Here is a 25,002-nt window from a genome sequence, read left to right as displayed (position 1 = left end):
AGAAAAATCCAAATGACTTCAATTGGAGATGAAACAAAAGAGGCCATCTCAACTCTATTTTGAGACAGCCTCTTTTTTTATGTTTTCCATTCTATTTGTTATGGACGAATTTATCCGTTACCTATGGCTAGTAATAGTACGTACAATGGATTTTTTGAGGACAAACTCCTGTGTGGTGGCTCAGGGAATTGAAGAAAAAGAATGTTCAGATCTCTTGTCCGTAAACTTCTTTGTAAAGAGTCTTTTTAACTTTCTCAAAATCACTTTCCATATCTATATCTCCATAGGTCATTAAGAGCATTGGTAGGCCGCTATCTCCCTTACGGTAGGGAGGTTGTATATAGGGCTTTTTATGTAAAGTGAATTCCAAACGTTTATAGAAGTGAATACGGCGTGTGCTCATTTCATCATTAGGCTCCTCTACTTCCAATACAATTGGACCTTTTAACTGTTTTTTTATCATTTCCAGCACACGTTTTCCATACCCTCCGTTTCTGAGGCTGGGATCAATAGCGAAATGTTCGATATAGTAAAAATCTCCCATTGTCCAATAGCTGATCATACCAATGCTGTTACCGTTTTCTAAAATAATGTTGTTGCAGAACCGGGGATTATTATCAGAATATTCTCTCTGCTGTACGGTATCACGGCGTTCTTCTTGAGGGAATGCCGTATGCATTAATTTTTCCACAAAGGTATAATTAACCTCATCTTGTGTTTTTACTTGTTTAATTTCAATCATTTTATCTGTCTTTGTTTAGTCTTAAGTTATGAACCTATTTCGCAGTATAAAAGTTTATTAGTCTTTCTAATGCACGTTGGCATACCGGGCAGAATGCAGGTGCTTCGTTTATCTTCATTCTGCATTCGGTAGTAGGACGATAAAGTCCTTTTTGTGTATAGCCTGCTCCTTCATAGACACCCACCTTGGTGTATAAGTCGGCATTTTCTGTAGCTACCGGAGTAGGTATGGCAGTACCTTCCGGAATCATATCTTTCCATTTACTGTCGAAATCAATTAATGTGGTGATATTTGGCTCCCAAGGTTCCACTTCATATGGATATTGCGGGCTTGGGGTTTCGGTATATGCATATTCATCTGCTAATCCTCCAAAACTATGGCCGAATTCATGGACTACAACCGGTTGAAAATCAGGATGGTGGGCTGTGGTCAGTGTATATGAGTTATAGATGCCACCTCCTCCATAGGTGTCTGTATTGGCTAGAATAATGATATGCTCGTAAGGAATTCCAGCCAACCAATTATGAATACTTTTTACCCGACTGGTAGTGAGATACCGGTCGGAATAGAACGTGTTGAAATGTGAACTTACAGCTGTAGATTTCCATTTGCCTTGTCCCGGTATGCTGACTCCGCTGTCTTCCGAAGGGCTTGCCACAGCGACAATATTAAATTTGTCCTTCAGTTTCTTGAAAGGTTCATGACTGAACAGGGCGTCACACGCTGTCTGGGCATCTTTATAAAATATATCCATCTCTTTTTCTGTATATCCTTCTGCCATGATTGCTACATCGATGCAATCTGCGGCATTTCCGTTTTGCAGAAGATAGCGATGAGGGGTAATATGGTTTGTTCCCCTCTGATGGATCAGAATATCATTGGGGATTATTTCATGTGTGAGTGAGGCATTTACTTTATGATATACATCTTTTAGAGATATGGTCACTACTGCTTCTTTTTTGGGATAAGGCAAAAGAAAAGAATTCTCGAAGCCTCTTTTTATCCTACTTGCTTCTTCTTCGCTTACCCATTCTTGGAAAAGGCTAGAGAATGACGTTCTATAAATGGTTTCTCCTGTTGCTTTGTCTTTCATTGTGATTTCACCGTTGCCTGCCAAAGGAAGTTCTGCTAGATGATGCTTGCGTCCTGCCCATTGCGGAAGGCTTGACAGTTCGTCCAGATATACTTCTTGTTTTTTGGCATCTCCGGTAAAAATATAATCTGCCCGAAGTGTTTTATCTTCGAAATAATCACTGAAATTTTGAGCGTTTACAGTCATGCTGAATAAACTGCACAAGGTAAAAATAAATGTCTTTTTCATCGTCTTTGCATTTTCTGCAAAGATAGGACATTCTATTAAATTATTGGTATTTATACAATAAAAGTTATGAATCGCACGAATATTGTCGGGAAAAGTCATATCTTTGCAGAAAATTAAACTAAAAAGAATGGGACATCATCAATTAGACAGTTTGGATGAGCAGATTTTGAGGTTGATAGCCAGTAATGCTCGTATTCCGTTTTTGGAAGTAGCCCGTGCTTGCAATGTATCCGGTGCAGCCATTCATCAGCGTATTCAGAAATTAACTAATCTGGGAATTCTTAAGGGATCTGAATATGTTATTGATCCAGAAAAGATCGGATATGAGACATGTGCATATATTGGTCTTTATCTGAAAGATCCGGAACAATTTGATTCAGTAACAGAGGCTTTGAAAAATATTCCTGAAGTCGTAGAATGTCATTTCACTACGGGACAATATGATATGTTTATCAAGATTTATGCAAAGAACAATCATCATTTGCTTAGCATAATTCATGATAAGTTGCAACCATTGGGCTTGGCTCGTTCAGAAACTATTATATCTTTTAATGAGGCTATCAAGAGACAAATGCCTATCCTCGATTTAGCTGATGAAGATTAATCGTTACTTTATCCGGCTATAATTAATAAAACTATACGGGTAGAGATGTTTTTCATCTGTCGGGTGATCTTCTCTGCCTGTTTCTTTCCATTCCTCTTTCTTTATTTCGGGAAAATAAGCATCAGCTTCCTTGGATGTGTCATCAATAAATGTGATATATAATTGTTGGGCTATATGCATTGCCTCTTTATACAAGCTTGCACCGCCTATAATAAATATTTCTTCTTCTTCTTTGCAGTGGGATAAAGCGATTTCCAATGCAGGGAAACATTCAGCTCCGGCAAAGACTGCTCCTTCCCGGCGGCTTAATACAATATTCCGGCGATTGGGAAGTGCTCCTTTGGGAAGTGATTCAAAGGTTTTGCGTCCCATGATGATAGTATGTCCGGTTGTTAAAGCTTTAAAACGTTTCAAATCGTTGGGAAGCCAATATAATAATTTATTTTCAAATCCAATGCCGTGGTTGCGTGCTATTGCTACTATAATTGAAATATTCATAGTGATGAGTGGTTAGTGGTGAATGTTTAGTGATATTAGTGGTAAGTGATGAATAAGCTTGTGCAGCCTATTCACCATAACTGCTAAACAGATACTTTACCCGCAATGTGTGGCCATGGATCATAATTCACCAATTCAAAATCTTCATATTTAAAACTGAATATATTCTTGATATCCGGGTTGATTTTCATTTGAGGTAAGGGACGGGGTTCACGGCTCAATTGAAGTTTTACTTGTTCCAAGTGGTTGGTATAGATATGTGTGTCACCTAGTGTATGAACAAAATCACCGGTCTGTAATCCGGTAACTTGTGCTACCATTTGCAGCAACAATGCGTAGGAGGCGATATTAAAAGGTACTCCCAGGAATGTATCTGCACTGCGTTGGTAAAGTTGTAGGCTTAAACGTCCGTTGGCAACGTAGAATTGAAAAAAAGCATGGCAAGGGGGAAGATTCATGTTATTTAAATCGGCTACATTCCATGCACTGACAATGATGCGTCGTGAATCCGGATTATGCTTGATCGTTTCTATTGCTTCGGAAATTTGGTCAATAAAGCCTCCATTGTAATCTGGCCAGGAACGCCATTGATAGCCGTAGATATGTCCTAAGTCTCCGTTTGCATCGGCCCATTCATTCCAGATGCGTACCCCGTTGTCTTGCAGGTATTTCACATTGGTATCCCCTTGCAGAAACCACAGAAGTTCGTGAATGATGGATTTTAAATGCAGCTTTTTGGTGGTGACCAAAGGGAAACCCTCTTCCAAGTTGAAGCGCATTTGATGACCGAATACGCTGATGGTTCCTGTACCGGTGCGATCCTCCTTGTGAACACCTTCGGTCAGGATACGGTTTAATAGGTCTAAATATTGTTTCATGTTCGGATATTCATTTTATAGATTGCAAAAATACACAAAATTTTTCTTTTTCCGAGCATGACCCTAGTTCTATTTCAGTTTTCACCATTTCAGGCTGCATACACGTTGTAAGCCGATGATGATAAGAACCGCAGTGGCGATAACCAGTGATTGGAAATTAGTATCACTTACCAAATAATAAGTTTGGGAAGTGACTATGTCACTGATTGTCTGGCATAGAATTTCAAAGCCATTGAAAATATAGAATAATGCACAACAGACAATGGCGCAAGTTACACTGAGTATATCCGATAACCATTGGGCTGGTTGGGGGAGGCGGCGGATAACCCCGCGTGAAAATCCATTGTCCTCAATTTCATGTTTGTTGGCAAGCATGAAATTCTTAATTAATGTATCATCGTTTTCCATCATAACCATTCTGTTTTAAGAAAGTTGTCAATTTTGTTTTTCCGCGTGATAAATGGGACTTGATTGTTCCTGCAGGCATTCCTGTAATCACTGCAATTTTTTCTATCGGAAGATCTTCCATAAAAAATAAGGTGATGCAGGTTCGCTCTACCTCTTTTAATTGGCTCAATCCCCGATATATGTCCATGTGTTCACCTACTTGCCTTTGTTCTGTTTGGTAAACAGCGTCTATTTCCCAAGTTTCCAGTCCGGACGTTTCTTTTTTGCTGCGAATATAGTCATAAAATATATTATAAGCAATACGGTAAAGCCATGTGGAGAAACTGGACAAATTTTTAAATGAAGCCAAGTTGGTGTATGCTTTTATAAAAGTTTCCTGTGCCAAGTCATCGCTGAGCTCTGTATCTCCCAATGTTTGGTGCAGGAAAAAACGCCTGATGGGCGATTGGTACTTTTTGACCAAAGTATCAAACGCCCGGGTGTTTTTAAAGACCACCACTTGTGCTACCAACGCTATGTCGTTGATTTGGCTCATTTTTATTCTTCGTTGTAGGGAGTGTCTATATTGTTCTTTATGTTTTGTGTTTCTTTGGCCTCTTTGTTACGTCCCAGTTCAATATTTTCAATTTTCATTGATCTGACTCCGTTTTCATCTTGGTTTATTCGGGTAGGAGGGAAAGGATCATCTTTTTTCTTTTTGTGTGGAGTGGTAGTGTAAGCTATCAATACTTGTCCCAACCCCATACAGAAAATAAGGAATCCGATAGCTGCCAATCCTTCTTCTTCTGTCAGTACCCAAAGGAATACTCCCAAACCAATGCCTAAGAATATATTCTTGATCCCCTTTGTCATTACAGCATTTCCTTGTTCTTCGGGGTCATTGAACAGTTCGGCCGGAATGGTTCGTCCTGCTGCCAGAGCCTCTGCAGCCAGTTTGTATTTGGCTTGTTTGTTCTTGTACCTGAACCAAAGTACAATAGCTACGATAAAGAAAGGGAGGCCACAACAGATGATGAGTGCGACAATTGCTACCGAAGTAGGAGGACCGCTATTCCAATCACCGAAATCCGAACTAATGTCATGCATGGCAGCATTCTGATCTTCATTTACATCTTGCAGGTCGCTTATAACGACTGTATCCATCCGAGTGCTGTCAAGGGCTGAAGGTACTAATTTGATTGTTTTGGCATGGGTTGCGAAGCAAGTCCCTATGAGTAAGGTCAAAATAAAAAGTAACTGTTTCATGTTTTTATATCTTTATTATTGTTTTCTGCTAGTTAGACGGAACGAATAAGGAAATAGGTTGCAAATAGACAGAAAATTTTCTGATAATCCCAAAATATCATCGTATTTTTGTAACATAAAAAGGAAGGAACATGAAATTACCATCAGAATTTGAAGCAAGAACCCTGGAATGGATGGGAGAAGAAACTTATCGCGCGTTGGAAGCGGCTTTGCAGACGGAGCCTCCTGTCAGTATTCGTGTCAATCGTACGAAGTGGAGTGGGGAAGTTGCAGGAGAACCGGTACTTTGGGCATCTGCAGGGGTTTATTTATCGCAACGGCCCACTTTTACATTCGATCCGTTGTTTCATGCTGGTTGCTATTATGTGCAAGAAGCATCTTCCATGTTTGTGGAACAGGTATTACGCACTTATATTACCGGACCTGTAGTGATGCTCGATTTGTGTGCTGCTCCCGGTGGCAAGTCTACTCATGCGCGTTCAGTTCTCCCCGTAGGTAGTTTGTTGGTGGCTAATGAGGTGATGCGTAACCGTTCTCAGGTATTGGCTGAAAATTTGATAAAGTGGGGAAATGCAGAAGTTGTGGTGACGAACAACGATCCGGCCGATTTCACTTCTTTGACAGAGGTGTTTGATGTTGTCTTGGCGGATGTGCCTTGTTCCGGTGAGGGGATGTTCCGGAAGGATCCTGTGGCTGTAGAGGAATGGAGTACGGACAATGTGCAGGTTTGTTGGCAACGTCAGCGTAGGATTTTAGCGGATATATGGCCGGCTTTGAAACCCGGTGGTCTGCTGATTTATAGTACCTGCACTTATAATAGGGAAGAGGATGAGGAAAATGTGGCTTGGATTGCTGATGAATTGGGTGCGGAGATACTGAAAGTGCCAGTGGCGTCGGAATGGGGGATAATAGGAAATTTGGCGGGACAGGATTTTCCTGTTTATCGTTTTTTGCCTCATAGAGTGAAAGGAGAAGGATTTTTCTTGGCTGTATTGAGGAAGAGTGCTGCCATTTCTCATGTTGTTCCTTGTATTCGTTGTCAGGATGACAAAGAGAAAATAACAAAAAAGAAGAGAAAAGGAGAAAAGGGGAGCTTGTCTCAGGTTGTTCCTTTTCCCAAAGAAGTAAAAAGTTGGTTAAAGCAGGCGGAGGATTTCCGATTTGAGGTAAGAGGCACGAAGGTGATAGCCTTCCCCAATGTCCATCTTTCAGAATATGATCTGTTCCGTCAGAAATTAAAAGTTGTTCATGCGGGTGTTACTATAGGTGAGTTGAAAGGAAAAGACGTTATACCGGATCATTCGTTGGCAATGAGCACATTGCTGAATCATGATGGTTTCTCTCGTTTTGAATTGACCTATGAACAGGCTATTGCTTATTTGCGTAAAGAAGCGATCACATTGGATGCTTCTGTTCCGCGTGGTTATATACTTTTGACTTATAAAAACATTCCATTAGGATTTGCCAAGAACATTGGCAATCGGGCTAATAACCTCTATCCGCAGGAATGGCGTATCCGAAGCGGTTATTTACCCGAAGAACTTTCTTTTGTATGCTAAAAGGAGCCATAGATTTGTTCGGGAAGATTGTGCATATTGTTTTTCATAGACTGGCGCAATGCTTCTCCGGGTACAGACTTGTTTGTATTCTATAATATACAAATTTGTTTGGCTTCGTACAAGGAAAATGTGATTATCAGAAAGGCTTCCTGTAGGTACACCCGTTTTTCCATTCTGAGCAGCCATACGCGGTTTTTCCTTTTATAATCGTTCCTTTGCCACATAGCGGGCAGGATTTTCCCACCAATTCGTTATCGGATGGGATAGTGGGAGCGGGCGTGGCTGAAGAAGCGTTTTTTCGTGAGGTCCCTGCCTTTTTTTTCGGCTGTTTGACCGTAGCGGTTGTTGCAGTTTTCGTTGCTGTTTCCTCTATTGTGGTGACGCGGCGGTTTGTATTATCACTTAAAACGCTGTGTACTATTTCACTTACCATTTGCTTTAATTCATTTAGAAAAGTCGTTGCATCATAGCTTTTCTTTTCTATTTCACGTAGTTTCTTTTCCCATATTCCCGTTAATTCGGCGGATTTCAACAGTTCTTCGCGAATTAGTCCCACCAGTTCTATTCCGGTAGGGGTTGCGATCAGATTTTTACGTTCTTTACGGATATAATGGCGTTTAAATAGGGTTTCAATAATGGCTGCACGTGTAGACGGACGTCCTATTCCATTTTCTTTTAATGCATCGCGTAGCTCGTCATTATCTACCAGCTTACCGGCAGTTTCCATAGCGCGTAGTAAAGTTGCTTCTGTATATGGCCGTGGGGGTTGTGTCCATTTCTCGTCCAGTTTGGGCAGATGCGGCCCGCTTTCTCCTTTCACAAAAGCGGGCAAGGAGTGTTCTTCGTCATTTTCACGGGCTTCTGCATCGGGATCGGTCATACCTTCTGGCAGATTGGTTTGTGGTTTGGCAAAGATAACGCGCCATCCGGGATCTAGAATCTGTTTTCCTGTGGCTTTGAATTCTATACTGTCAGCTTCGCCTATTACGGTAGTAGTGGCAAACTTGCAGTCGGGATAGAATACGGCAATAAAGCGGCGTGCTACCAAATCAAATACCCGTTTCTCCATTTCTGTCAGATTTACAGGAGGTTGTCCCGTAGGAATAATGGCATGGTGATCCGTTACTTTTGAATTGTCAAATACTTTTTTGGACTTGATGAGCTTTTGTCCTGCCAACGGAGCGGTAAATACTGTATATGGAGTTAGTCCCGCCAAGATATTGGAACATTTGGGATAGATGTCATCGCTTAAGAAAGTAGTATCTACACGAGGATAAGTAGTCACTTTCTTTTCATACAATGACTGGATAAGTTTTAGAGTTTCGTCAGCTGAATAAGCAAATTTTTTGTTACATTCCACCTGTAGGGAAGTCAGGTCAAAAAGACGGGGAGGTGCTTCTGTGCCTTGTTTTTTTGCTACTTCTGTCACGGTAAAAGGAACATTTTTGATACGTTCCATAAGTGCCTGTCCGGTAGCAAGATCGGTGATGGGAGGAATTCCCCTGTTCCCTTCAGCCTTTTTGGCTTTCTTGGGGTTCTCTTTAGCATCGCTTTCTTCCTGAGCCAGTTCCTCATCGCTTTTGCGGATGATGGCAGAGAATGTGGTTTCCCGGTATAAAGTAGCCAGTACCCAATATTGTTGAGGAGTGAAGTTCTCTATTTCTTGCTGACGCTTTACTATCAGTGCCAAAGTCGGGGTCTGCACCCGTCCTATCGATAGAATTTGTCTGTTTTGTCCGTACTTTAAGGTATAGAGCCGGGTGGCGTTCATGCCCAATACCCAATCACCGATAGCACGGCTTAATCCGGCTTCGTATAAAGGTTGGAATTCTTTTTGATCTTTTAGTTTGCTGAATCCTTCGCGTATGGCTTCTTCAGTCAAGGATGAAATCCATAGACGTTTCACCGGGCAGTGTGCTCCTGCTTTCTGCATGACCCATCGTTGAATAAGTTCTCCTTCCTGGCCGGCATCACCGCAATTTATAATTTCATCGGCATTTTGCATCAGTCCTTCTATAATACGAAATTGTTTTTCAATGCCCGGATCGCTGATTAGCTTAATGCCGAAACGAGGTGGAATCATAGGAAGGCTGGACAGACTCCATGCTTTCCATGAGGGAGTGTATTCATGAGGCTCCTTCAAAGTACAGAGGTGTCCGAATGTCCAGGTAACCTGATATCCGTTTCCTTCTATATATCCGTCTTTTTTGGTTTTTGCTCCCAGTACATCCGCTATGTCACGGGCTACGGAAGGTTTTTCGGCAATACAAACTATCATATTTTTTTTCGTTTCTGTTCAAATAGGATTGCAAAGGTAATAAAAACCTCGGAAGAGATTTTGTTTTGTCTTTATTAGTTCTTCTTTTATAAGAATTTAAAAGTAGGTATCGGGGGCTTTAAGGTCATTTCAGTGCAAATGGGCTGTTAGGTATGGTTTTTCTGTTATTTGCTGTTTGACGAATGTCTTTTGAACTTTTCTCTATGATTTCAGTTTCTTTTCAGAATCCTATAAGAATTTTGCATCAAAAAGAAACTATAAAACAATGTAATTATGAAAAAGAATTGGATGTTATTTTTATTTTTCGCAGCTTTTGCTGCACTAACTTTTAGTGGTTGTAGTGATGATGACAATAGTGATGTTCCTGAAAACACACATTTGGTTTCAAAAGAAGTACAGGCTGCATTTAATGCAAAATATCCGCAAGCCAAAGACGTGGAATGGGAGCTGAAAGGTGATTATGCTGTAGCAGATTTTTATTGGGATGGTGGAGAGCATTCTGCATGGTTCAATCCGTTATCGGCTGCCTGGTATATGACAGAAACAGATGTTCGTTATGAAAATCTTCCCGAACCTGTACTTGCTGCCCATAAAGCAGGCAAATATGCTGACTGGCGGGTGGATGATGTGGATAAGTTGACTCGTGAGGGAATGGAAACTCTTTATGTCATTGAGGTGGAGAAAGGAGAATCCGAGCTGGATTTGTTTTATTCGTCTACAGGCATATTGGTAAAAACTGTTGTAGATACCGGACACGAAGAAGATTATGATGATTATTTGCCGCAGCCTGATGCAAACGGCATTATAGCTATTGTCAAGCAGAAATATCCCAATGCGACAATTGTAGAAATAGAACGTGAAAAAGGTTTGCAGGAAGTTACTATTTTAGATGAAAACAGAGAGAAAGAGGTTTATTTCAATGAGCGGAACGAATGGATGGGAACAAGCTGGGATGTACAGGTGGCAAATTTACCGGAAGCGGTAAAAAAATCGGTTATGGAAAAATATTCAGATTATGTGATAGATGATGCTGATTATGTGGTGACACCTGATAATGAATGGTATATACTTGATTTGGAAAACAAACAGATCGATAAAGAGCTTAAAGTAAAGGTAGATAAGGACGGCGTTTGGTTGTAATTTTATTATCCCCTAGGCTATGCTAGGTAAACAGGCGGATGTTTCATAGGGCCGGACAGCTTTGGGGTTTTTAAACATTATGATTTTTGTGGCAGGCAGTTGAAGTGTGAATTTGTATTTCTGTTATACATTTTTTGTGATTTTGATGAGAGAGTAAAAGATGAATGTGGAAAAATAGATTTGTATGATATACGATATTCAGTTACATTTGCATTTAGAATAAAAAATAGCATGATGGAAACAGGATTAACTTATACTTCGACTGTTGTCGTTTCAAAAGAAAATGTAGCTGCCACCATGGGTAGCGGCGATTTGAATGTGTTTGCCACTCCCGCTATGGTGGCGTTGATGGAGAATGCTGCCATGAGTGCCGTGGCAGATGAGTTGCCTGAAGGTTCCACTACAGTAGGGGCCATGATGAACACTACTCATATCAAGCCCTCGGCTGTGGGAGACACGGTTTCGGCTACTGCCGTATTAAAAGAGGTGGAAGGCAGAAAACTTACTTTTGAAGTGCGGGCGCAAGATAGCAAGGGCGTGATTGGAGAAGGTACACATGTACGTTATATTGTGGACAAAGAGAAGTTTATGAGTAAATTGTCTTAATAATTATTTGAAATTATGCCACAACTGAGAGCTTCCCTTCTTTTGTGATTCTGAATATTATTTGTTCCGATAACGGGAAATCAAGTAGAGGAATGAAGAACGTGCTTTAATAAAAAATATTTAAGGAGAGCAAAATGAATGACAATCTGAAAAAGAGTGTCATGGAGTTCTGCCCTCCTTCTTTTATTCTTGCAGCGCCAAGATATATTCGTATAACTTCTTATAAAACGGATGTTTCGTCAGCGTAGAGGCATCTCCTAATATAATAAGTTTCATGCGTGCACGTGTAATTGCTACATTCATTCGTCGCAAGTCATTTAGAAAACCAATCTGTCCCTCTTCATTTGCACGTACTAAACTGATGAGGATAACGTCTCGTTCCTGTCCCTGAAAACCATCTACCGTATTGATGGTGATAAGGTGTCGGTAAGGCTTGAAGAAAGTATCTCGTTTTATCAGTTGACGGAGATATTGTACTTGTGCTTTATAAGGAGAAATCAGTCCCACATCAATCCGTTCTTCCAGAAAACGGTCTTTACCTATTTTATTGATATAGTTGGTAAGTTGGGAAATGGAGAGTGCCGCCTCCTCTTTATTGATACGGCCGAAGCTTTCACCCACAAACTCTTCGTTGCATTCCATTCCTTCCGTATTTATCCATTCTATCGGTGTGTCATAGTCCAATATACTCCGATATTTTACTTCGGGAGCTGATTTCAGTTCACCCTGATAGAACCATTCTGAAGAGAAACGCATAATTTCATCATTCATTCTATATTGTACCTTTAACAAGGATACAGTGTCGGGTTTGTTGTCTGCAATCTCCTGCATCAGTGTCCGGTCTAATCCTCCACGAGCTGCTTCCATGCATTTAATGGTAGGAGGAAGCTGGCAATAATCACCGGCCAGAATGACACGGTCTGCTTTGCGGATGGCAATCCAGCAGGCAGGCTCTAGAGCTTGTGCGGCTTCGTCTATGAATAAGGTACTGAATTTGCGTCCTGTCAATATTCTGTTGGCGGAACTTACCAGTGTGCAGGCTATCACACGTGCTTCGCCGAACAATGCTTCGTTGATGCGAATTTCCAGTTCGGTGGCACGGTCTTTCAGTGAGTTTATTTTCTGTCGGATATTCTCACGCTCCGCTCCTTTGCGCGAACGTCCGTAGAGCTCGCGTATTGCTTTTCGGATACTCCATAATTGCGGATAATCGGGATGGCTTTCAAAACGGCGTTCATAGGTAAAAGCAAGCATTTTGTCATTGACGCGGGTGGGATTACCAATACGGAGAACGGGAACACCCCGGTCCACCAGTTTCTCGCTAATCCAATCGACAGCCATATTGCTCTGTGCACACACCATGACTTGATTTTCCCGGTGAAGGGTCTCGTAAATGGCTTCTACCAATGTGGTAGTTTTACCGGTTCCGGGCGGACCGTGGACTATAGCAACATCTTTGGCATGCATCACTTTATTTACTGCTTCCTCCTGCGTATTGTTTAACCAGGGGAAACGGGTGAAGCCGAAACTGAAAGTTTCCGCCTTTTGGTTGCCATGAAAAATCTCACGTAACTCTGCCAGACGATTCCCTTTTGCCTTGAGGACTTGTCCCAACGCTTCGAACATCAACCGGTAACTGGTTTCATCAAAATAAAGCTGTACTCCCAATTGTCGCTCGGTTGCCTGTATGCTGAGCAATGCATCTGCCGAGGGGAGAACGATTACCATTCGGTCTTCGTCCACGTAGTTGACAGTTGCCGTAAAATTGAAATAATGTAATTGGCCTGATGCATTTTGCGTAAAAAAGCATACCGGACGGCCGAATTCAAATACATGTTCTATGTCTTTGTCTTCTTGCCTTTCAACTTCTACAACCAATTGATTCAATGAGTTATAATAGCTTCTGCCTGCCGATATAGGATACCAGCACATACCCCGTTTCACTTTGCGCCCGATGCCCATAGCTTCAGTCTGTTGCCTGAAAGTCTCTTTTTCGTAATCATATTCTAATTTTAGTAACAACTCTTTGCGTTGTAGTTTGTTAATTATATTAGAAAGGGGTATATGTTGGTTCATAATGATGCTTTTTTCTATAAGAATTGCAAAGATAATAATAATCCTTTAGGTAGGACTTTATGTTTTATTTTGTTAAACGTATTATAGATTACACAAGAATTCAAATATTATTCCTATATTGCCAAAAATAAAATAGATTTAAAACTGTAATAATTATAAATGGTAAAAGGTATGGTATATGACTTGGACATGTTAAAGGCCTTTTATGCTTCTTTCGAAAAGAAGATAGGTCGGGTAAGAGCCGTGTTGCAGCGTCCGCTGACATTGGCTGAGAAAATTCTGTATACACATCTTTATGATGATGCTCAACTGAAGAATTATGAACGTGGCGAGGACTATGTGAATTTCCGTCCCGACCGCGTGGCTATGCAAGACGCGACGGCGCAAATGGCATTGTTGCAATTTATCAATGCAGGAAAGGATTCCGCTGCCGTACCTTCTACTGTGCATTGTGACCATTTGATTCAGGCATATAAAGGAGCGGGCCCGGATATTGCAACGGCTACGGAAACCAACCGTGAGGTATACGATTTCTTACGAGATGTTTCTTCGCGTTTCGGTATCGGGTTTTGGAAACCGGGAGCAGGAATCATTCATCAGGTGGTACTCGAAAACTATGCTTTTCCCGGGGGAATGATGGTGGGGACGGATTCTCATACCCCCAATGCCGGAGGATTGGGAATGGTGGCAATCGGAGTCGGTGGTGCCGATGCTGTGGATGTAATGACCGGTATGGAATGGGAGTTAAAGATGCCGAAACTGATTGGAGTTCATTTGACCGGAAGCTTGAATGGATGGGCTTCGCCAAAGGATGTGATTCTGAAATTGGCCGGTATTCTGACCGTGAAAGGTGGAACGAATGCCATTATAGAATATTTTGGAGAAGGGACAGCTTCACTTTCGGCAACCGGTAAGGCTACTATCTGCAATATGGGTGCAGAGGTGGGGGCTACTACATCCTTGTTCCCCTATGACGATCGGATGGCTGTGTATCTGAAAGCTACCGGAAGAGAGTCTGTAGCAGAGATGGCCGGAAAAGTGGCAAATGATTTACGTGCCGATGCTGAGGTTGTTGCCAATCCTTCTGCTTTTTACGACCGTGTGATTGAAATTAATTTGTCCGAGTTGGAACCTTATATCAACGGGCCGTTTACACCGGATGCCGCAACACCTATTTCAGAGTTTGCCGAAAAGGTATTGGTTAATGGTTATCCGCGTAAGATGGAAGTCGGGCTGATAGGTTCATGTACCAATTCCTCTTATCAGGATTTAAGTCGGGCTGCTTCCATTGCCCGTCAGGTAGCTGAAAAACATTTGGCTGTGGCTGCTCCTTTGATTGTCAATCCGGGTTCTGAACAGATTCGAGCTACCGCCGAGCGTGACGGGATGATTGATGCTTTCCAAAAGATTGGGGCTACTATTATGGCGAATGCTTGCGGTCCGTGCATCGGACAGTGGAAACGCCATACCGATGATCCTGTCCGCAAGAACTCGATTGTCACTTCTTTCAACCGTAATTTTGCCAAACGTGCCGATGGTAATCCGAATACACATGCATTTGTGGCTTCTCCTGAATTGGTATTGGCTCTGACTATTGCCGGTGATTTATGTTTCAATCCGTTGAAAGATACGTTGATAAATCAAGAAGGCGAGAAGGTGAAATTGAGCGTTCCCGAGGGAGATGAATTGCCGTCGGCAGGTTTCACTCAAGGTAATCCCGGTTATTTGGCTCCTGCCGGTGCACAGGTAGAAATTAAGGTGAATCCTGACTCACAGCGTTTGCAGTTATTGGCTCCGTTTCCGGCATGGGATGGAAAGGATTTTACGGATATGCCTTTACTGATTAAGGCTCAAGGTAAATGTACCACAGACCATATTTCGATGGCAGGCCCGTGGCTGCGTTTCCGTGGTCATCTGGAAAATATTTCGGATAATATGCTGATGGGGGCGGTGAATGCTTTCAATGGTGAAACGAACAAGGTGTGGAACCGATTGACAAATACCTATGAGAGTGTATCGGGCGCGGCTAAGCAGTATAAAGCGCAAGGCATCGGGTCTATGGTAGTTGCGGAGGAAAATTATGGAGAAGGTTCCAGTCGTGAACATGCTGCTATGGAGCCTCGTTTTCTGAATGTAAAGGTTATTTTGGCGAAGAGTTTTGCCCGCATCCATGAAACGAATCTGAAGAAGCAGGGAATGCTGGCGGTGACTTTTATAGACAAAGCGGACTATGACAAGATTCAAGAACATGATTTGATTACCGTCAGCGGATTGGCGGACTTTGCTCCCGGAAGAAATCTGACTGTGACTTTACACCATGAAGATGGCACTCAGGATCGTTTTGAAGTACAGCATACTTATAATGAACAGCAGATAGGTTGGTTCCGTGCCGGCTCTGCTCTAAATGCAAGATAAAAGATGAAAAAGACAGTACCTTATATTACAGGAGACGGAGTGGGAGTAGAAATCACTCCCTCCATGCAAGCCATAGTGAATGCAGCCGTGAAAAAGGCATACGGCAGCGAACACGAAATAGAATGGATAGAAGTGCTGGCAGGTGAACGTGCTTTCAACGAAACAGGTTCCTGGTTGCCGGATGAGACGATGGAGGCTTTCAAGAAATATGGTGTGGGCATAAAAGGTCCGTTGACTACTCCGGTAGGAGGTGGTATCCGTTCCTTGAATGTGGCTTTGCGCCAGACGCTGGATCTGTATGTGTGTCTGCGCCCCGTACGTTGGTTCAGCGGAGTGGTATCTCCGGTGAAAGAGCCTCAGAAGGTGGATATGCATATTTTCCGCGAAAATACGGAAGATATTTATGCAGGTATAGAATGGGAAGCAGGTACGCCGGAAGCTGAGAAGTTTTATCGTTTTTTGCATGATGAAATGGGAGTGGCTAAAGTGCGCTTTCCCGAAAGTTCTTCGTTTGGCGTGAAACCGGTGTCCAAAGAAGGAACGGAACGTCTGGTACGTGCGGCATGTAAATATGCTTTGGAGCATGGCTTGCCGTCAGTGACGTTGGTGCATAAAGGAAATATCATGAAGTTTACTGAAGGCGGCTTCAAGAAATGGGGATATGAACTGGCGGAACGTGAATTCGGAGATGCCATTGCGTCAGGCAAGTTGGTGATAAAAGACTGCATAGCCGATGCATTCTTGCAGAATACGTTATTGATTCCCGAAGAATATTCGGTGGTGGCTACCTTGAATTTGAACGGAGATTACATCTCGGATCAGTTGGCTGCCATGGTAGGCGGTATCGGAATTGCTCCCGGAGCGAACATCAATTACAATACCGGTCATGCCATTTTTGAAGCAACTCACGGTACGGCTCCCAATATTGCCGGAAAGGATGTGGTGAATCCTTGTTCATTAATCCTCTCGGCTGTCATGATGTTGGAACATTTTGGCTGGAATAAGGCGGCGGAGCTGATAGTGAATGCCTTGGAATCCAGTTTTGGCGAGGGACGTGCCACACATGACCTTGCTCGTTTTATGCCCGGAGGTGTCTCGCTTGGCACGTCGGCATTTACAAAAGAAATAATAGAAAGAATAAACTCCTAAAAACTCACGGATATGAAGAAAGAATATATCATTTACAAACTCTCCGAGGAAATGAAGAATGCGACCCGGATTGAGAACGAATTGTTCAAGAAGTTTGATGTAAAGCGCGGATTGCGTAACGAAGATGGCACCGGTGTTTTGGTAGGGTTGACCAAGATAGGCAATGTAGTAGGGTATGAACGTATTCCCGGCAGAGGATTGAAGCCGATTCCCGGCAAACTTTTCTATCGTGGGTATGATTTGGAAGATTTGGCACATAGTATCATTAAGGAGAAACGTTTTGGTTTTGAGGAGGTGGCTTATCTGTTATTGTCCGGTCATTTGCCTGACAAGGAAGAGTTGGCTTCTTTCTGTGAGTTGATTAATGACAATACTCCGTTGGAACAGAAGACCAAAATGAATATCATTGAGCTGGAGGGAAATAACATTATGAACATTCTGGCCCGTAGCGTGCTTGAAATGTACCGTTTTGACCCGCAGGCGGATGATACTTCGCGTGATAACCTGATGCGTCAGAGTATTGACTTGATATCCAAGTTCCCGACCATTATTGCATACGCTTATAACATGTTGCGCCATGCCACGTATGGTCGTTCGTTGCATATCCGTCATCCGCGTGAAAAACTGTCTATCGCAGAAAACTTCCTGTATATGTTAAAAAAGGATTATACGGAACTTGATGCGCGCACGCTTGATTTGCTGTTGGTACTTCAGGCTGAACACGGAGGTGGTAATAACTCTACTTTTACCGTCCGTGTAGTTTCGTCCAGCCGTACGGATACTTATTCGGCCATAGCCGCAGGTATCGGCTCGTTGAAAGGTCCGCTTCATGGAGGGGCAAATATCCAAGTGGCGGATATGTTCCATCATTTGCAGGAAAATATCAAGGATTGGACCAATGTGGACGAAATTGATACTTACTTTACCCGTATGTTGAATAAGGAAGCGTATGATAAGTCCGGTCTGATTTATGGTATCGGCCATGCGGTCTATACGATATCCGATCCTCGTGCTATTTTGTTGAAAGAATTGGCTCGTGATTTGGCAAAAGAAAAAGGTAAGGAAGAAGAATTTGCCTTCCTGGAATTGTTGGAGGAACGTGCCATTGCTATGTTCGGAAAGATTAAGAATAACGGCAAGACGGTGTCCAGCAATATCGATTTCTATTCAGGTTTCGTATATGAAATGATTGGTCTGCCACAGGAAATATTTACACCTTTGTTTGCGATGGCTCGTATCGTGGGGTGGTGCGCACACCGCAATGAGGAGCTGAATTTTGAAGGAAAACGCATTATTCGTCCGGCATACAAGAATGTGTTGGAAGAACTGGAATATGTGCCTTTGAAACAGAGATAACGGTTTAGAGGCACCTCGGTTGGCGATAAGCTTTGGTATTATTGTTTTAGCTTGGCGGCAATGAGGTCTGTATTGTTGTAAAGAAAAGTGAGATATCTTCGTGGACAAAGTAAGATATGTTTCCGAGCAAAGTAACACCACGTACATGTTCCACGAAGATATTTTACTTTTTTCAGTGAGATATGGTCGTTCATAATACTCTATATAGAGTACCTTGAAAAATCCTTCAAATCTTTCAGCATGCTCGCAAATGCCCTGCCCGTCGGCTTTTCGGCTGAAGAATTGGGTTCGGGAATCCTTCAGCCGGGATTGGAATCCTTCAGCCAGACCGGTGTCTTTCCAGTTCTTAGGGAATTGGTTTTTCTGAAGGATATTTTCCGGCTGAAACATTTCACAATGCATATCCTTCAGCCGGAATGCCGACGGGCAGGGCGTTTGCGGAATGGCTGAAAGATCTGAAGTAAAAATAAGGCGTTTCGGCATGTAGATACCGTTATGGGAAAAAACAACAGGTCAAATTTTAAAAAGCTCTTGTTCTTTCAATGAAAACGTCTTGTTCTTTTCTGAAAAGAACAAAGCCTTTAAAAAAAAGAACAAGACGTTTGAAAGGTTAGTAACGTGTATGCCGGAAGGTTAATAACGTGTGGGATGATACGTTACTATTGAATATTTTACAATTATAATTCATTATATTGCATACTATACATATCAAAACCGTCAGCCCAATAATTGCGTTTGATTTCATTCAGTGTGAATCCTTGCTTTTCATAGAATTTATATGCTAATTGCGAGGTTCGGACTGTTATTTTTTTGATACTGGGAATAGCCTTTAAAACCTCAATTCTGTATCTTAAAAGCTTTTTACCTAAAGATTTGCCTTGATAGTCGGGATGCATAATATCCCAACTTATTTTTCCAATGGTTCTTTTTTCTGCGAAATTTATCCCGCCGCATCCAACCACTTTCCCGTCAACGAGCAAGACATAATAGAGCTCTATTCCTTTATCCAAATAATTGCTCAAATCATTAACCTCCTCTTTTGCAAAGAAGTTGGGTGTGTTTAATTTAATTAAATTCATTACAACTTCTTTATCTGTCGTCAAATATTCTCTAATTACAATTGAATTATCTTGTGTCATAGAACTTTCGTTTGAAATTTATTGGTAAAGATAGTGATAAAAACGAGAGTTAGAGCGGATAGGTTCAAGAAGGTTGAAAATAAAGGTTTTAGCGAGAATTTGACTGCAAAGATGAACCCAAGCGAAACCCTTCTCAAAGCCAATTGAAACCGGAGTTGCGTTACCATCCCGTTACTCTGTTCCGAATGGTAAAGGCGGTTTTGGGAGGATTTCAAAACGCTGAATTACAGGCACGATTCGGGAATCTTCGACTGTAAAAACGGTCGGATTTTCGGATTTTGGGCTTGCTGCCGTGAAAAAAGTCTGTTTTCCGCCTCGATTGCACTGATTCGCTGCGGTCTGCATTTCGTCGAACAGCTCTACAAGTAATAATTTTGTTTCATTAAAAATCGTAGAGTTATGAGATCGACATTCAAAGTTTTGTTTTATCTGAAATGCAATGCCCCGAAAAAGGACGGGCTTATTCCCGTCATGTGCCGTATCACGATAAACGGCAAAATAGCCCAGTTCAGTTGCAAGCTGGACGTGGAGGAGAAGTCGTGGAACGTGGAGTTAGGCCGTGTCTCCGGCCGCAGCATCGCTGCACAGGAGACCAACCGTATGCTGGATAAAATCCGTGTAGGTATCAACCAAGCCTACCAGAAGATCGCCGACCGGGATAATTATGTTACCGCCGAGAAAGTGCGCAACGCCTATCTCGGTTTGGGGATGAACCATGAAACACTACTGGCGGTATTCCGTCAGCACAACGAGGATTACGGGAAGCAGGTGGGCAAGCTCAAAAGCCCGCGCAGCTATTGGAAATACTGCACCATGTACAAACACCTCTCGGAGTTCGTCGAAAAGCGGTATAAGGTCAGCGACATCGCGTTCAAAGAGCTTACTCCGGCATTTATCACGGACTTCGAGTTGTTCCTGCGGGTAGAAAAGAATCACTGCAACAACACGGTCTGGTCTTATATGATGCCGTTCCGGAAAATAATCTATATGGCCGTCAATAACGGTTTGTTGCAGCGCGACCCGTTCTTCGCGTACAGCATCACGAAGGAGGAGACCAAACGGGGTTTTCTGACCCAAGAGGAAATCACACTCCTGATCAACGGCACATTCAAAAAGAAAAGCTACGAGCTGATCCGCGATCTGTTCATCTTCTGCACCTTTACGGGTTTGAGCTGGACGGATATGGCGAACCTGACGAAAGCCAACCTGCGCACCTCGTTCGACGGGCATCTGTGGATCGACACGAACTGCCAGAAAACAGGCGTCGAAACGAATATCCGGTTGTTGGACGTTGCCAGACACATCATCGAGAAATACGACGGCATGGCCGAAAGGGACAAACTGCTGCCAGTTCCCTGTTACGCCAACTGCAAGAACGGCATCAAAGCAATAGCGAAGAAGTGCGGTATCGAAAAGAACGTCACGTGGCATCAAAGCAGGCATATTGAATTGCCTTTGTCGCTGAATTTGAATAGATTGCAAAGATTAGTTTCTTGATAGGTAACGATTTGGAAACGAGTGAAGTTCTGTATTTTACCTCGTCTTGCATTAAATCAAAAGAACGCCTTTTTGCAATGCAAAGATAGTGATTAGAATTGATTTACAATAAACTTCATCCTGCAAAATCGCAGATTCCTGTGCATTTTTATTGTTCAAATACTGCTAACTTCACTAAAAATGAGTAACTTTGCAAACTAACAAGTATTGGTTTTGCCATGGTTATAAGAACGATAAAATTGACATCACTATTTGTCAATACGGAAAATTATAGATTTGAGCCTTTATCATCACAAAAAGAAGCAATAGATAAGATGATAGAGGATCAAGGGGATAAATTATATTCTCTTGTGGACGATATTGTAACCAATGGTCTTAGCCCCGTCGATTTGATTATTGTAACACCCAACGAAGACAGCAATAAGTATGTTGTACTTGAAGGAAATAGGCGAATAACGTCATTAAAACTATTAAATAATCCGACACTAATAGATGACAAATACTCTCCTTTAAGGAAGAAATTTCAGAAATTACAAAAAGAAAAACCTAATGCTATTTCTGAATTGAAGAATATTGCTTGTGCTGTTTTTGAAACCCCTACTGAAGCTGATATATGGATAAAACGTAAACACTCTGGAGAACTTAATGGTATCGGAACTGTCACTTGGAACGCTCAACAAAAGCAAAGATTCGAGGAGAAGACAGAAGGAAAATCATCAATTCCATTGCAAATTATCACTTTGCTGAAATCACAAGAAGAGGTTTCTGATACGATTAAGGATTCATTATCTAAATTAAACATTACCAACTTGCAACGTTTGATGTCGGATCCATATGTTAGAGAACACCTTGGCTTGGAAATTAACAATGGAATTTTAGTTTCAAAGGTTAAAGTGTCCGAAGTCATTAAGGGGCTTTTAAAAGTTGTTACAGACATTCTGAATCCGGAATTCAAAGTTTCTGATATCTATAACAGAGAAAAAAGAAAGCAATATATTGATAATTTTGACAAGAGTCAAAAGCCAGATTTGTCTAATGAAGCATCTGAACAATGGAGTGTTCAAGATATTGAAAACAATAAAGAACAAGCATCAAGAAATAGCGAGAAACAAGAAATAAAAGGGGATAAAAACAGGAAAACAAGAAACAGAGGAGCTTTAGTGCCCAAGTCTTTGAATTTACATATCAGTAACCCGAAAATTAATAAAATTTTCGAGGAGCTAAAACATGTTCAGGTCAAGACATGCCCCAATGCATCTTCAGTCCTTTTAAGAGTATTTTTAGAACTATCTGTTGATGCCTATTTGGAGAAATTTGATTTAGTAAGAAACAATGCTATTACAGCTTGTTCTTCTGGTGAAAGTTTGCAAGGGAAAGTTGGTAAAGTCTTAAATCATATGACCCAATTAGGAACAATGAGTAATGACTTATCAAAGGGCATAAGGTCTGAAATAAATGATAAAAATTCAGTTCTTTCAATCGAATCATTGAATGCATATGTTCATAACGAGTTTTTCTACCCTAAAGCAGATAATTTGATTACTGGATGGGACAACATAGAAAGTTTTTTTATCCAATTGTGGGAATCAATAAAAAATAAAGAATAATATTATGGAATTTCTATCACCTTTAAGATACCCTGGCGGTAAGGCTAAAGTTGCTGATTTCGTACAATGCTTAATCAAAGAAAACGCATTGCTCGATGGCACTTATGTTGAACCATATGTTGGAGGTGGTTCCGTTGCATTATCTTTGCTCTTTAATGAATATGTCAGCGACATACATATAAATGATAAGGATATATCTATTTATGCCTTTTGGTATAGTGCCTTAAATAACGTGGATGCTCTCTGCAAGATGATAAAGGATACTCCTTTAAATGTTGAAACTTGGTTTAAACAAAAAGAAATTCAATCCAATAAAGAGAATTCTGACTTGTTAGAATTAGGCTTTTCTACATTCTTCTTGAATAGGACTAATCGCTCAGGAATCTTGAAAGCAGGAGTCATTGGCGGTTATGACCAAACTGGAAATTATAAGATTGATGCAAGATTCAACAAAGAAGATTTGATAAAAAGGATTCAACGTATAGCAGATTATGCAGATAGAATCCATTTAACAAATGAAGATGCTGTTTCTTTAGTACAACGGTTAAAAAATGAATTACCGTATAATACGTTATTTTATTTAGACCCACCATACTATGTAAAAGGTAAAGGACTTTATCTGAATTACTATAATGATACAGATCATCAAAATATAGCTAACACTATAAGTGAGATTGCAAATTGTAAGTGGATTGTCTCTTATGATAATGTACCATTCATAACCAGCCTATATTCAAAATATAGACAGCAATGTTTTGAATTGAATTATAGTGCGAGTAATTCCGGGAAAGGTAAAGAGATAATGGTATTTTGCGATGGCATAGTTATCCCCAAACACAAACTATTTAACCATTCTACAAAGTGAAAATAACGCACATTCATATCGAAAGATTTCGAGGATTTCAAAATGAAGATTTTGAAGTAGGCTCTTTGTTAACAGCAATTGCAGGGCAAAACGGAACTCAAAAGTCAACATTACTTGGTATTATAACACAAACTTTCACTCTTAAGACAGAAGATTCTATGAGAGTTGAAAAGCCCTTGTGTGGTGGTAGTTATATTTCCGCATTCAAAGATAAGTTTAGGTTATCACCTACTTTTGATAAACCAAAAGGTCATGAATGGACTATTTCCTTTGATGCAGGAATGGATGATTTTACTGTTGAAAGTATCAAACGAACAGGAGATCCTAATGTCCGTTTTTGGAAAAAAGGAGCTAGGCAAGAAGGAGATGGATACATTTCCTTCCCCACAATCTTTTTAAGTCTAAAGCGATTAGTTCCAGTGGCAGAGGAAGCTAAAATCATTACAGATGATACATTATTAACGCAAGAAGAACTAAATGAGTTTAAGCAATTGCATAATAAAATTCTAATAGCACAAACTCCCATTTCTTCCGCAACAACAATCACATCAAAAAACAAGCAATCTATAGGTGTATCTACAGAACTATACGATTGGAATCAAAACTCTATGGGGCAAGATAATTTAGGTAAAATTATCTTGGCGTTATTTTCTTTTAAAAGATTACATGACAAATATCCCCGACAATACAAAGGCGGTATTTTGGCCATTGATGAGATGGATGCAACAATGTATCCCGCATCCCAAGTAGAGTTGTTAAAGGTTTTGCGCAAATATGCATCTAAGTTGAATTTGCAAATTTTATTTACAACTCATTCAATGTCTCTTCTTAAGGCAATGGATGATTTAGTTCAAGAAGTAACTAAAAAAGAAGAAACAGCCAATCAAGCAAAGATCCTTTACCTTAAGAAGGTTGATGATAAGATTGCAATTAAACAGGGCGTGAACTTCAAAGGCATTCAATTGGATTTAAATGTTGTTGCAGAAGGAAATAATCGCAAGAAAAATAGAATTACAGCATATACGGAAGACAAGGAAAATATCTTATTTGTAAAAGCTATTTTAAAGAGCAAGGCTTTTGTGTTGGATTTTGTGGATGTAACATTACCATGTTCAACATTAATGGAACTTGTAACCAAAAGAGTGCCTGCTTTTATATATCCATATTCTATTGTTATATTAGATGGGGATGTTAGAATGAATAAAAATGATCTCAGGAAAATCAACAATGCAGATAACATTTTGATTTTACCGGGAAATAAGTCTCCAGAAAGACTATTGGCCTCTTATTTGTATAATCTATCTGATGTAGACCCATTATGGTCTAAGATTGCAGATGGGTACACAAAACAATTCTGTTTCCGAGAGTATTCCATGGAACAAATAAATGCAGGAGGTGAACTGGGGCGCCAAAATGCAAAAAAATGGTTTAATAGCCAATTAGAATATTGGGGGCGAAACGGTTGTAAAGTCCTTAATCCTTTTTTAAGTTCAATTTCTGAGGAGGCACAAGAGTTTAGAACAAATTTTGACAATATGATTAAACAGTATATCCATGACTAAACTTTCGGTGTCCACAATGAAGTGTGGACACCGAAAGTTTAGTCATGAAATTGCTTG

22 protein-coding genes are annotated in these 25,002 nt (G+C 41.0%); 12 read left to right on the top strand and 10 right to left on the bottom strand.

What is annotated here, in order from left to right:
* Positions 1 to 205: 205 nt before the first annotated feature.
* Positions 206 to 742 carry a GNAT family N-acetyltransferase gene (locus AB5062_RS14115; RefSeq protein ID WP_005845863.1) on the bottom strand — a complete coding sequence of 179 codons (537 nt, stop codon included), beginning with the start codon at positions 740 to 742 and terminating at the stop codon, positions 206 to 208.
* Positions 743 to 776: 34 nt separating this feature from the next.
* Positions 777 to 2,063, bottom strand: a complete 1,287-nt coding sequence (locus tag AB5062_RS14110) for an IgA Peptidase M64 (RefSeq protein ID WP_011965386.1) — start codon at positions 2,061 to 2,063, stop codon at positions 777 to 779.
* A 127-nt stretch (positions 2,064 to 2,190) separates the two neighbouring features.
* Here AB5062_RS14110 and AB5062_RS14105 point away from each other — a divergent pair, with 127 nt between their 5' ends.
* Positions 2,191 to 2,667, top strand: a complete 477-nt coding sequence (locus AB5062_RS14105) for an Lrp/AsnC family transcriptional regulator (protein WP_005849015.1) — start codon at positions 2,191 to 2,193, stop codon at positions 2,665 to 2,667.
* 3 nt (positions 2,668 to 2,670) lie between these two features.
* On the opposite strand, the gene AB5062_RS14100 is transcribed toward AB5062_RS14105, so the two are convergent.
* From AB5062_RS14100 to AB5062_RS14080, 5 genes are all read right to left on the bottom strand, one after another.
* Entirely contained in the window at positions 2,671 to 3,165 is a 495-nt protein-coding gene (locus tag AB5062_RS14100; RefSeq protein ID WP_005845866.1) for a dihydrofolate reductase, read from the bottom strand.
* Positions 3,166 to 3,248: 83 nt separating this feature from the next.
* Positions 3,249 to 4,043, bottom strand: a complete 795-nt coding sequence (locus AB5062_RS14095; RefSeq protein ID WP_005845867.1) for a thymidylate synthase — start codon at positions 4,041 to 4,043, stop codon at positions 3,249 to 3,251.
* 81 nt (positions 4,044 to 4,124) lie between these two features.
* Positions 4,125 to 4,454 (bottom strand): DUF5056 domain-containing protein, encoded by a 330-nt coding sequence (locus AB5062_RS14090; protein ID WP_008667769.1) that lies wholly within the window; start codon positions 4,452 to 4,454, stop codon positions 4,125 to 4,127.
* Positions 4,438 to 4,986, bottom strand: a complete 549-nt coding sequence (locus tag AB5062_RS14085) for an RNA polymerase sigma factor (RefSeq protein WP_005845869.1) — start codon at positions 4,984 to 4,986, stop codon at positions 4,438 to 4,440. The genes AB5062_RS14090 and AB5062_RS14085 overlap by 17 nt, the downstream gene beginning before the upstream one ends.
* A 2-nt stretch (positions 4,987 to 4,988) precedes the next feature.
* Positions 4,989 to 5,696 carry a DUF6249 domain-containing protein gene (locus AB5062_RS14080; protein WP_005845870.1) on the bottom strand — a complete coding sequence of 236 codons (708 nt, stop codon included), beginning with the start codon at positions 5,694 to 5,696 and terminating at the stop codon, positions 4,989 to 4,991.
* A gap of 131 nt (positions 5,697 to 5,827) precedes the next feature.
* On the opposite strand from AB5062_RS14080, the gene AB5062_RS14075 reads away from it, so the two are divergent.
* Complete coding sequence (locus AB5062_RS14075; RefSeq protein WP_005845871.1) at positions 5,828 to 7,255, top strand: rRNA cytosine-C5-methyltransferase; 1,428 nt, start codon at positions 5,828 to 5,830, stop codon at positions 7,253 to 7,255.
* A 136-nt stretch (positions 7,256 to 7,391) separates the two neighbouring features.
* Here the strand turns inward: AB5062_RS14075 and AB5062_RS14070 are convergent, their stop codons facing one another.
* A complete protein-coding gene (locus AB5062_RS14070; protein WP_005845872.1) occupies positions 7,392 to 9,533 on the bottom strand; it encodes a DNA topoisomerase 3 in 2,142 nt (713 codons plus the stop codon).
* A 273-nt stretch (positions 9,534 to 9,806) separates the two neighbouring features.
* On the opposite strand from AB5062_RS14070, the gene AB5062_RS14065 reads away from it, so the two are divergent.
* Together AB5062_RS14065 and AB5062_RS14060 are read left to right on the top strand one after the other, a co-directional pair.
* On the top strand, positions 9,807 to 10,673 hold the full coding sequence (locus AB5062_RS14065) for a PepSY-like domain-containing protein (protein ID WP_022508537.1): 867 nt from the start codon (positions 9,807 to 9,809) through the stop codon (positions 10,671 to 10,673).
* A 231-nt stretch (positions 10,674 to 10,904) separates the two neighbouring features.
* Entirely contained in the window at positions 10,905 to 11,279 is a 375-nt protein-coding gene (locus tag AB5062_RS14060) for a thioesterase family protein (RefSeq protein ID WP_016270902.1), read from the top strand.
* 183 nt (positions 11,280 to 11,462) lie between these two features.
* On the opposite strand, the gene AB5062_RS14055 is transcribed toward AB5062_RS14060, so the two are convergent.
* Entirely contained in the window at positions 11,463 to 13,355 is a 1,893-nt protein-coding gene (locus AB5062_RS14055; RefSeq protein ID WP_032945817.1) for an AAA domain-containing protein, read from the bottom strand.
* A gap of 171 nt (positions 13,356 to 13,526) precedes the next feature.
* Between AB5062_RS14055 and AB5062_RS14050 the strand changes: the two genes are divergently transcribed.
* The 4 genes from AB5062_RS14050 (at position 13,527) to AB5062_RS14035 (ending at position 18,725) form a co-directional block, all read left to right on the top strand.
* On the top strand, positions 13,527 to 15,770 hold the full coding sequence (locus AB5062_RS14050) for an aconitate hydratase (protein WP_032945951.1): 2,244 nt from the start codon (positions 13,527 to 13,529) through the stop codon (positions 15,768 to 15,770).
* A 3-nt stretch (positions 15,771 to 15,773) separates the two neighbouring features.
* Complete coding sequence (gene icd / locus AB5062_RS14045; RefSeq protein ID WP_022508534.1) at positions 15,774 to 16,919, top strand: NADP-dependent isocitrate dehydrogenase; 1,146 nt, start codon at positions 15,774 to 15,776, stop codon at positions 16,917 to 16,919.
* A gap of 12 nt (positions 16,920 to 16,931) precedes the next feature.
* Positions 16,932 to 18,275, top strand: coding sequence for a citrate/2-methylcitrate synthase (locus AB5062_RS14040; protein WP_032945816.1), 1,344 nt, complete (start codon positions 16,932 to 16,934; stop codon positions 18,273 to 18,275).
* A gap of 240 nt (positions 18,276 to 18,515) precedes the next feature.
* Complete coding sequence (locus AB5062_RS14035) at positions 18,516 to 18,725, top strand: hypothetical protein (protein WP_032939084.1); 210 nt, start codon at positions 18,516 to 18,518, stop codon at positions 18,723 to 18,725.
* A 227-nt stretch (positions 18,726 to 18,952) separates the two neighbouring features.
* On the opposite strand, the gene AB5062_RS14030 is transcribed toward AB5062_RS14035, so the two are convergent.
* Entirely contained in the window at positions 18,953 to 19,414 is a 462-nt protein-coding gene (locus AB5062_RS14030) for a GNAT family N-acetyltransferase (RefSeq protein ID WP_032945815.1), read from the bottom strand.
* 399 nt (positions 19,415 to 19,813) lie between these two features.
* Between AB5062_RS14030 and AB5062_RS14025 the strand changes: the two genes are divergently transcribed.
* The 4 genes from AB5062_RS14025 (at position 19,814) to AB5062_RS14010 (ending at position 24,945) form a co-directional block, all read left to right on the top strand.
* Positions 19,814 to 20,911, top strand: coding sequence for a site-specific integrase (locus AB5062_RS14025; protein WP_032945814.1), 1,098 nt, complete (start codon positions 19,814 to 19,816; stop codon positions 20,909 to 20,911).
* A gap of 218 nt (positions 20,912 to 21,129) precedes the next feature.
* Positions 21,130 to 22,518: a hypothetical protein gene (locus AB5062_RS14020; protein WP_032952316.1), complete on the top strand. Its 1,389-nt coding sequence runs from the start codon at positions 21,130 to 21,132 to the stop codon at positions 22,516 to 22,518.
* A 4-nt stretch (positions 22,519 to 22,522) separates the two neighbouring features.
* Complete coding sequence (locus AB5062_RS14015) at positions 22,523 to 23,383, top strand: DNA adenine methylase (RefSeq protein ID WP_007836183.1); 861 nt, start codon at positions 22,523 to 22,525, stop codon at positions 23,381 to 23,383.
* Positions 23,380 to 24,945, top strand: a complete 1,566-nt coding sequence (locus tag AB5062_RS14010) for an AAA family ATPase (protein ID WP_007836180.1) — start codon at positions 23,380 to 23,382, stop codon at positions 24,943 to 24,945. The genes AB5062_RS14015 and AB5062_RS14010 overlap by 4 nt, the downstream gene beginning before the upstream one ends.
* Positions 24,946 to 25,002: the final 57 nt, after the last annotated feature.

The organism is Phocaeicola sp. RTP21359st1_B8_RTP21360_211022 (assembly GCF_040911965.1).
GTDB classification, from domain to species: domain Bacteria; phylum Bacteroidota; class Bacteroidia; order Bacteroidales; family Bacteroidaceae; genus Phocaeicola; species Phocaeicola vulgatus.
Note: the sequence above shows the minus strand (reverse complement) of the source record. Positions and strands in the feature narration are given on the sequence as shown.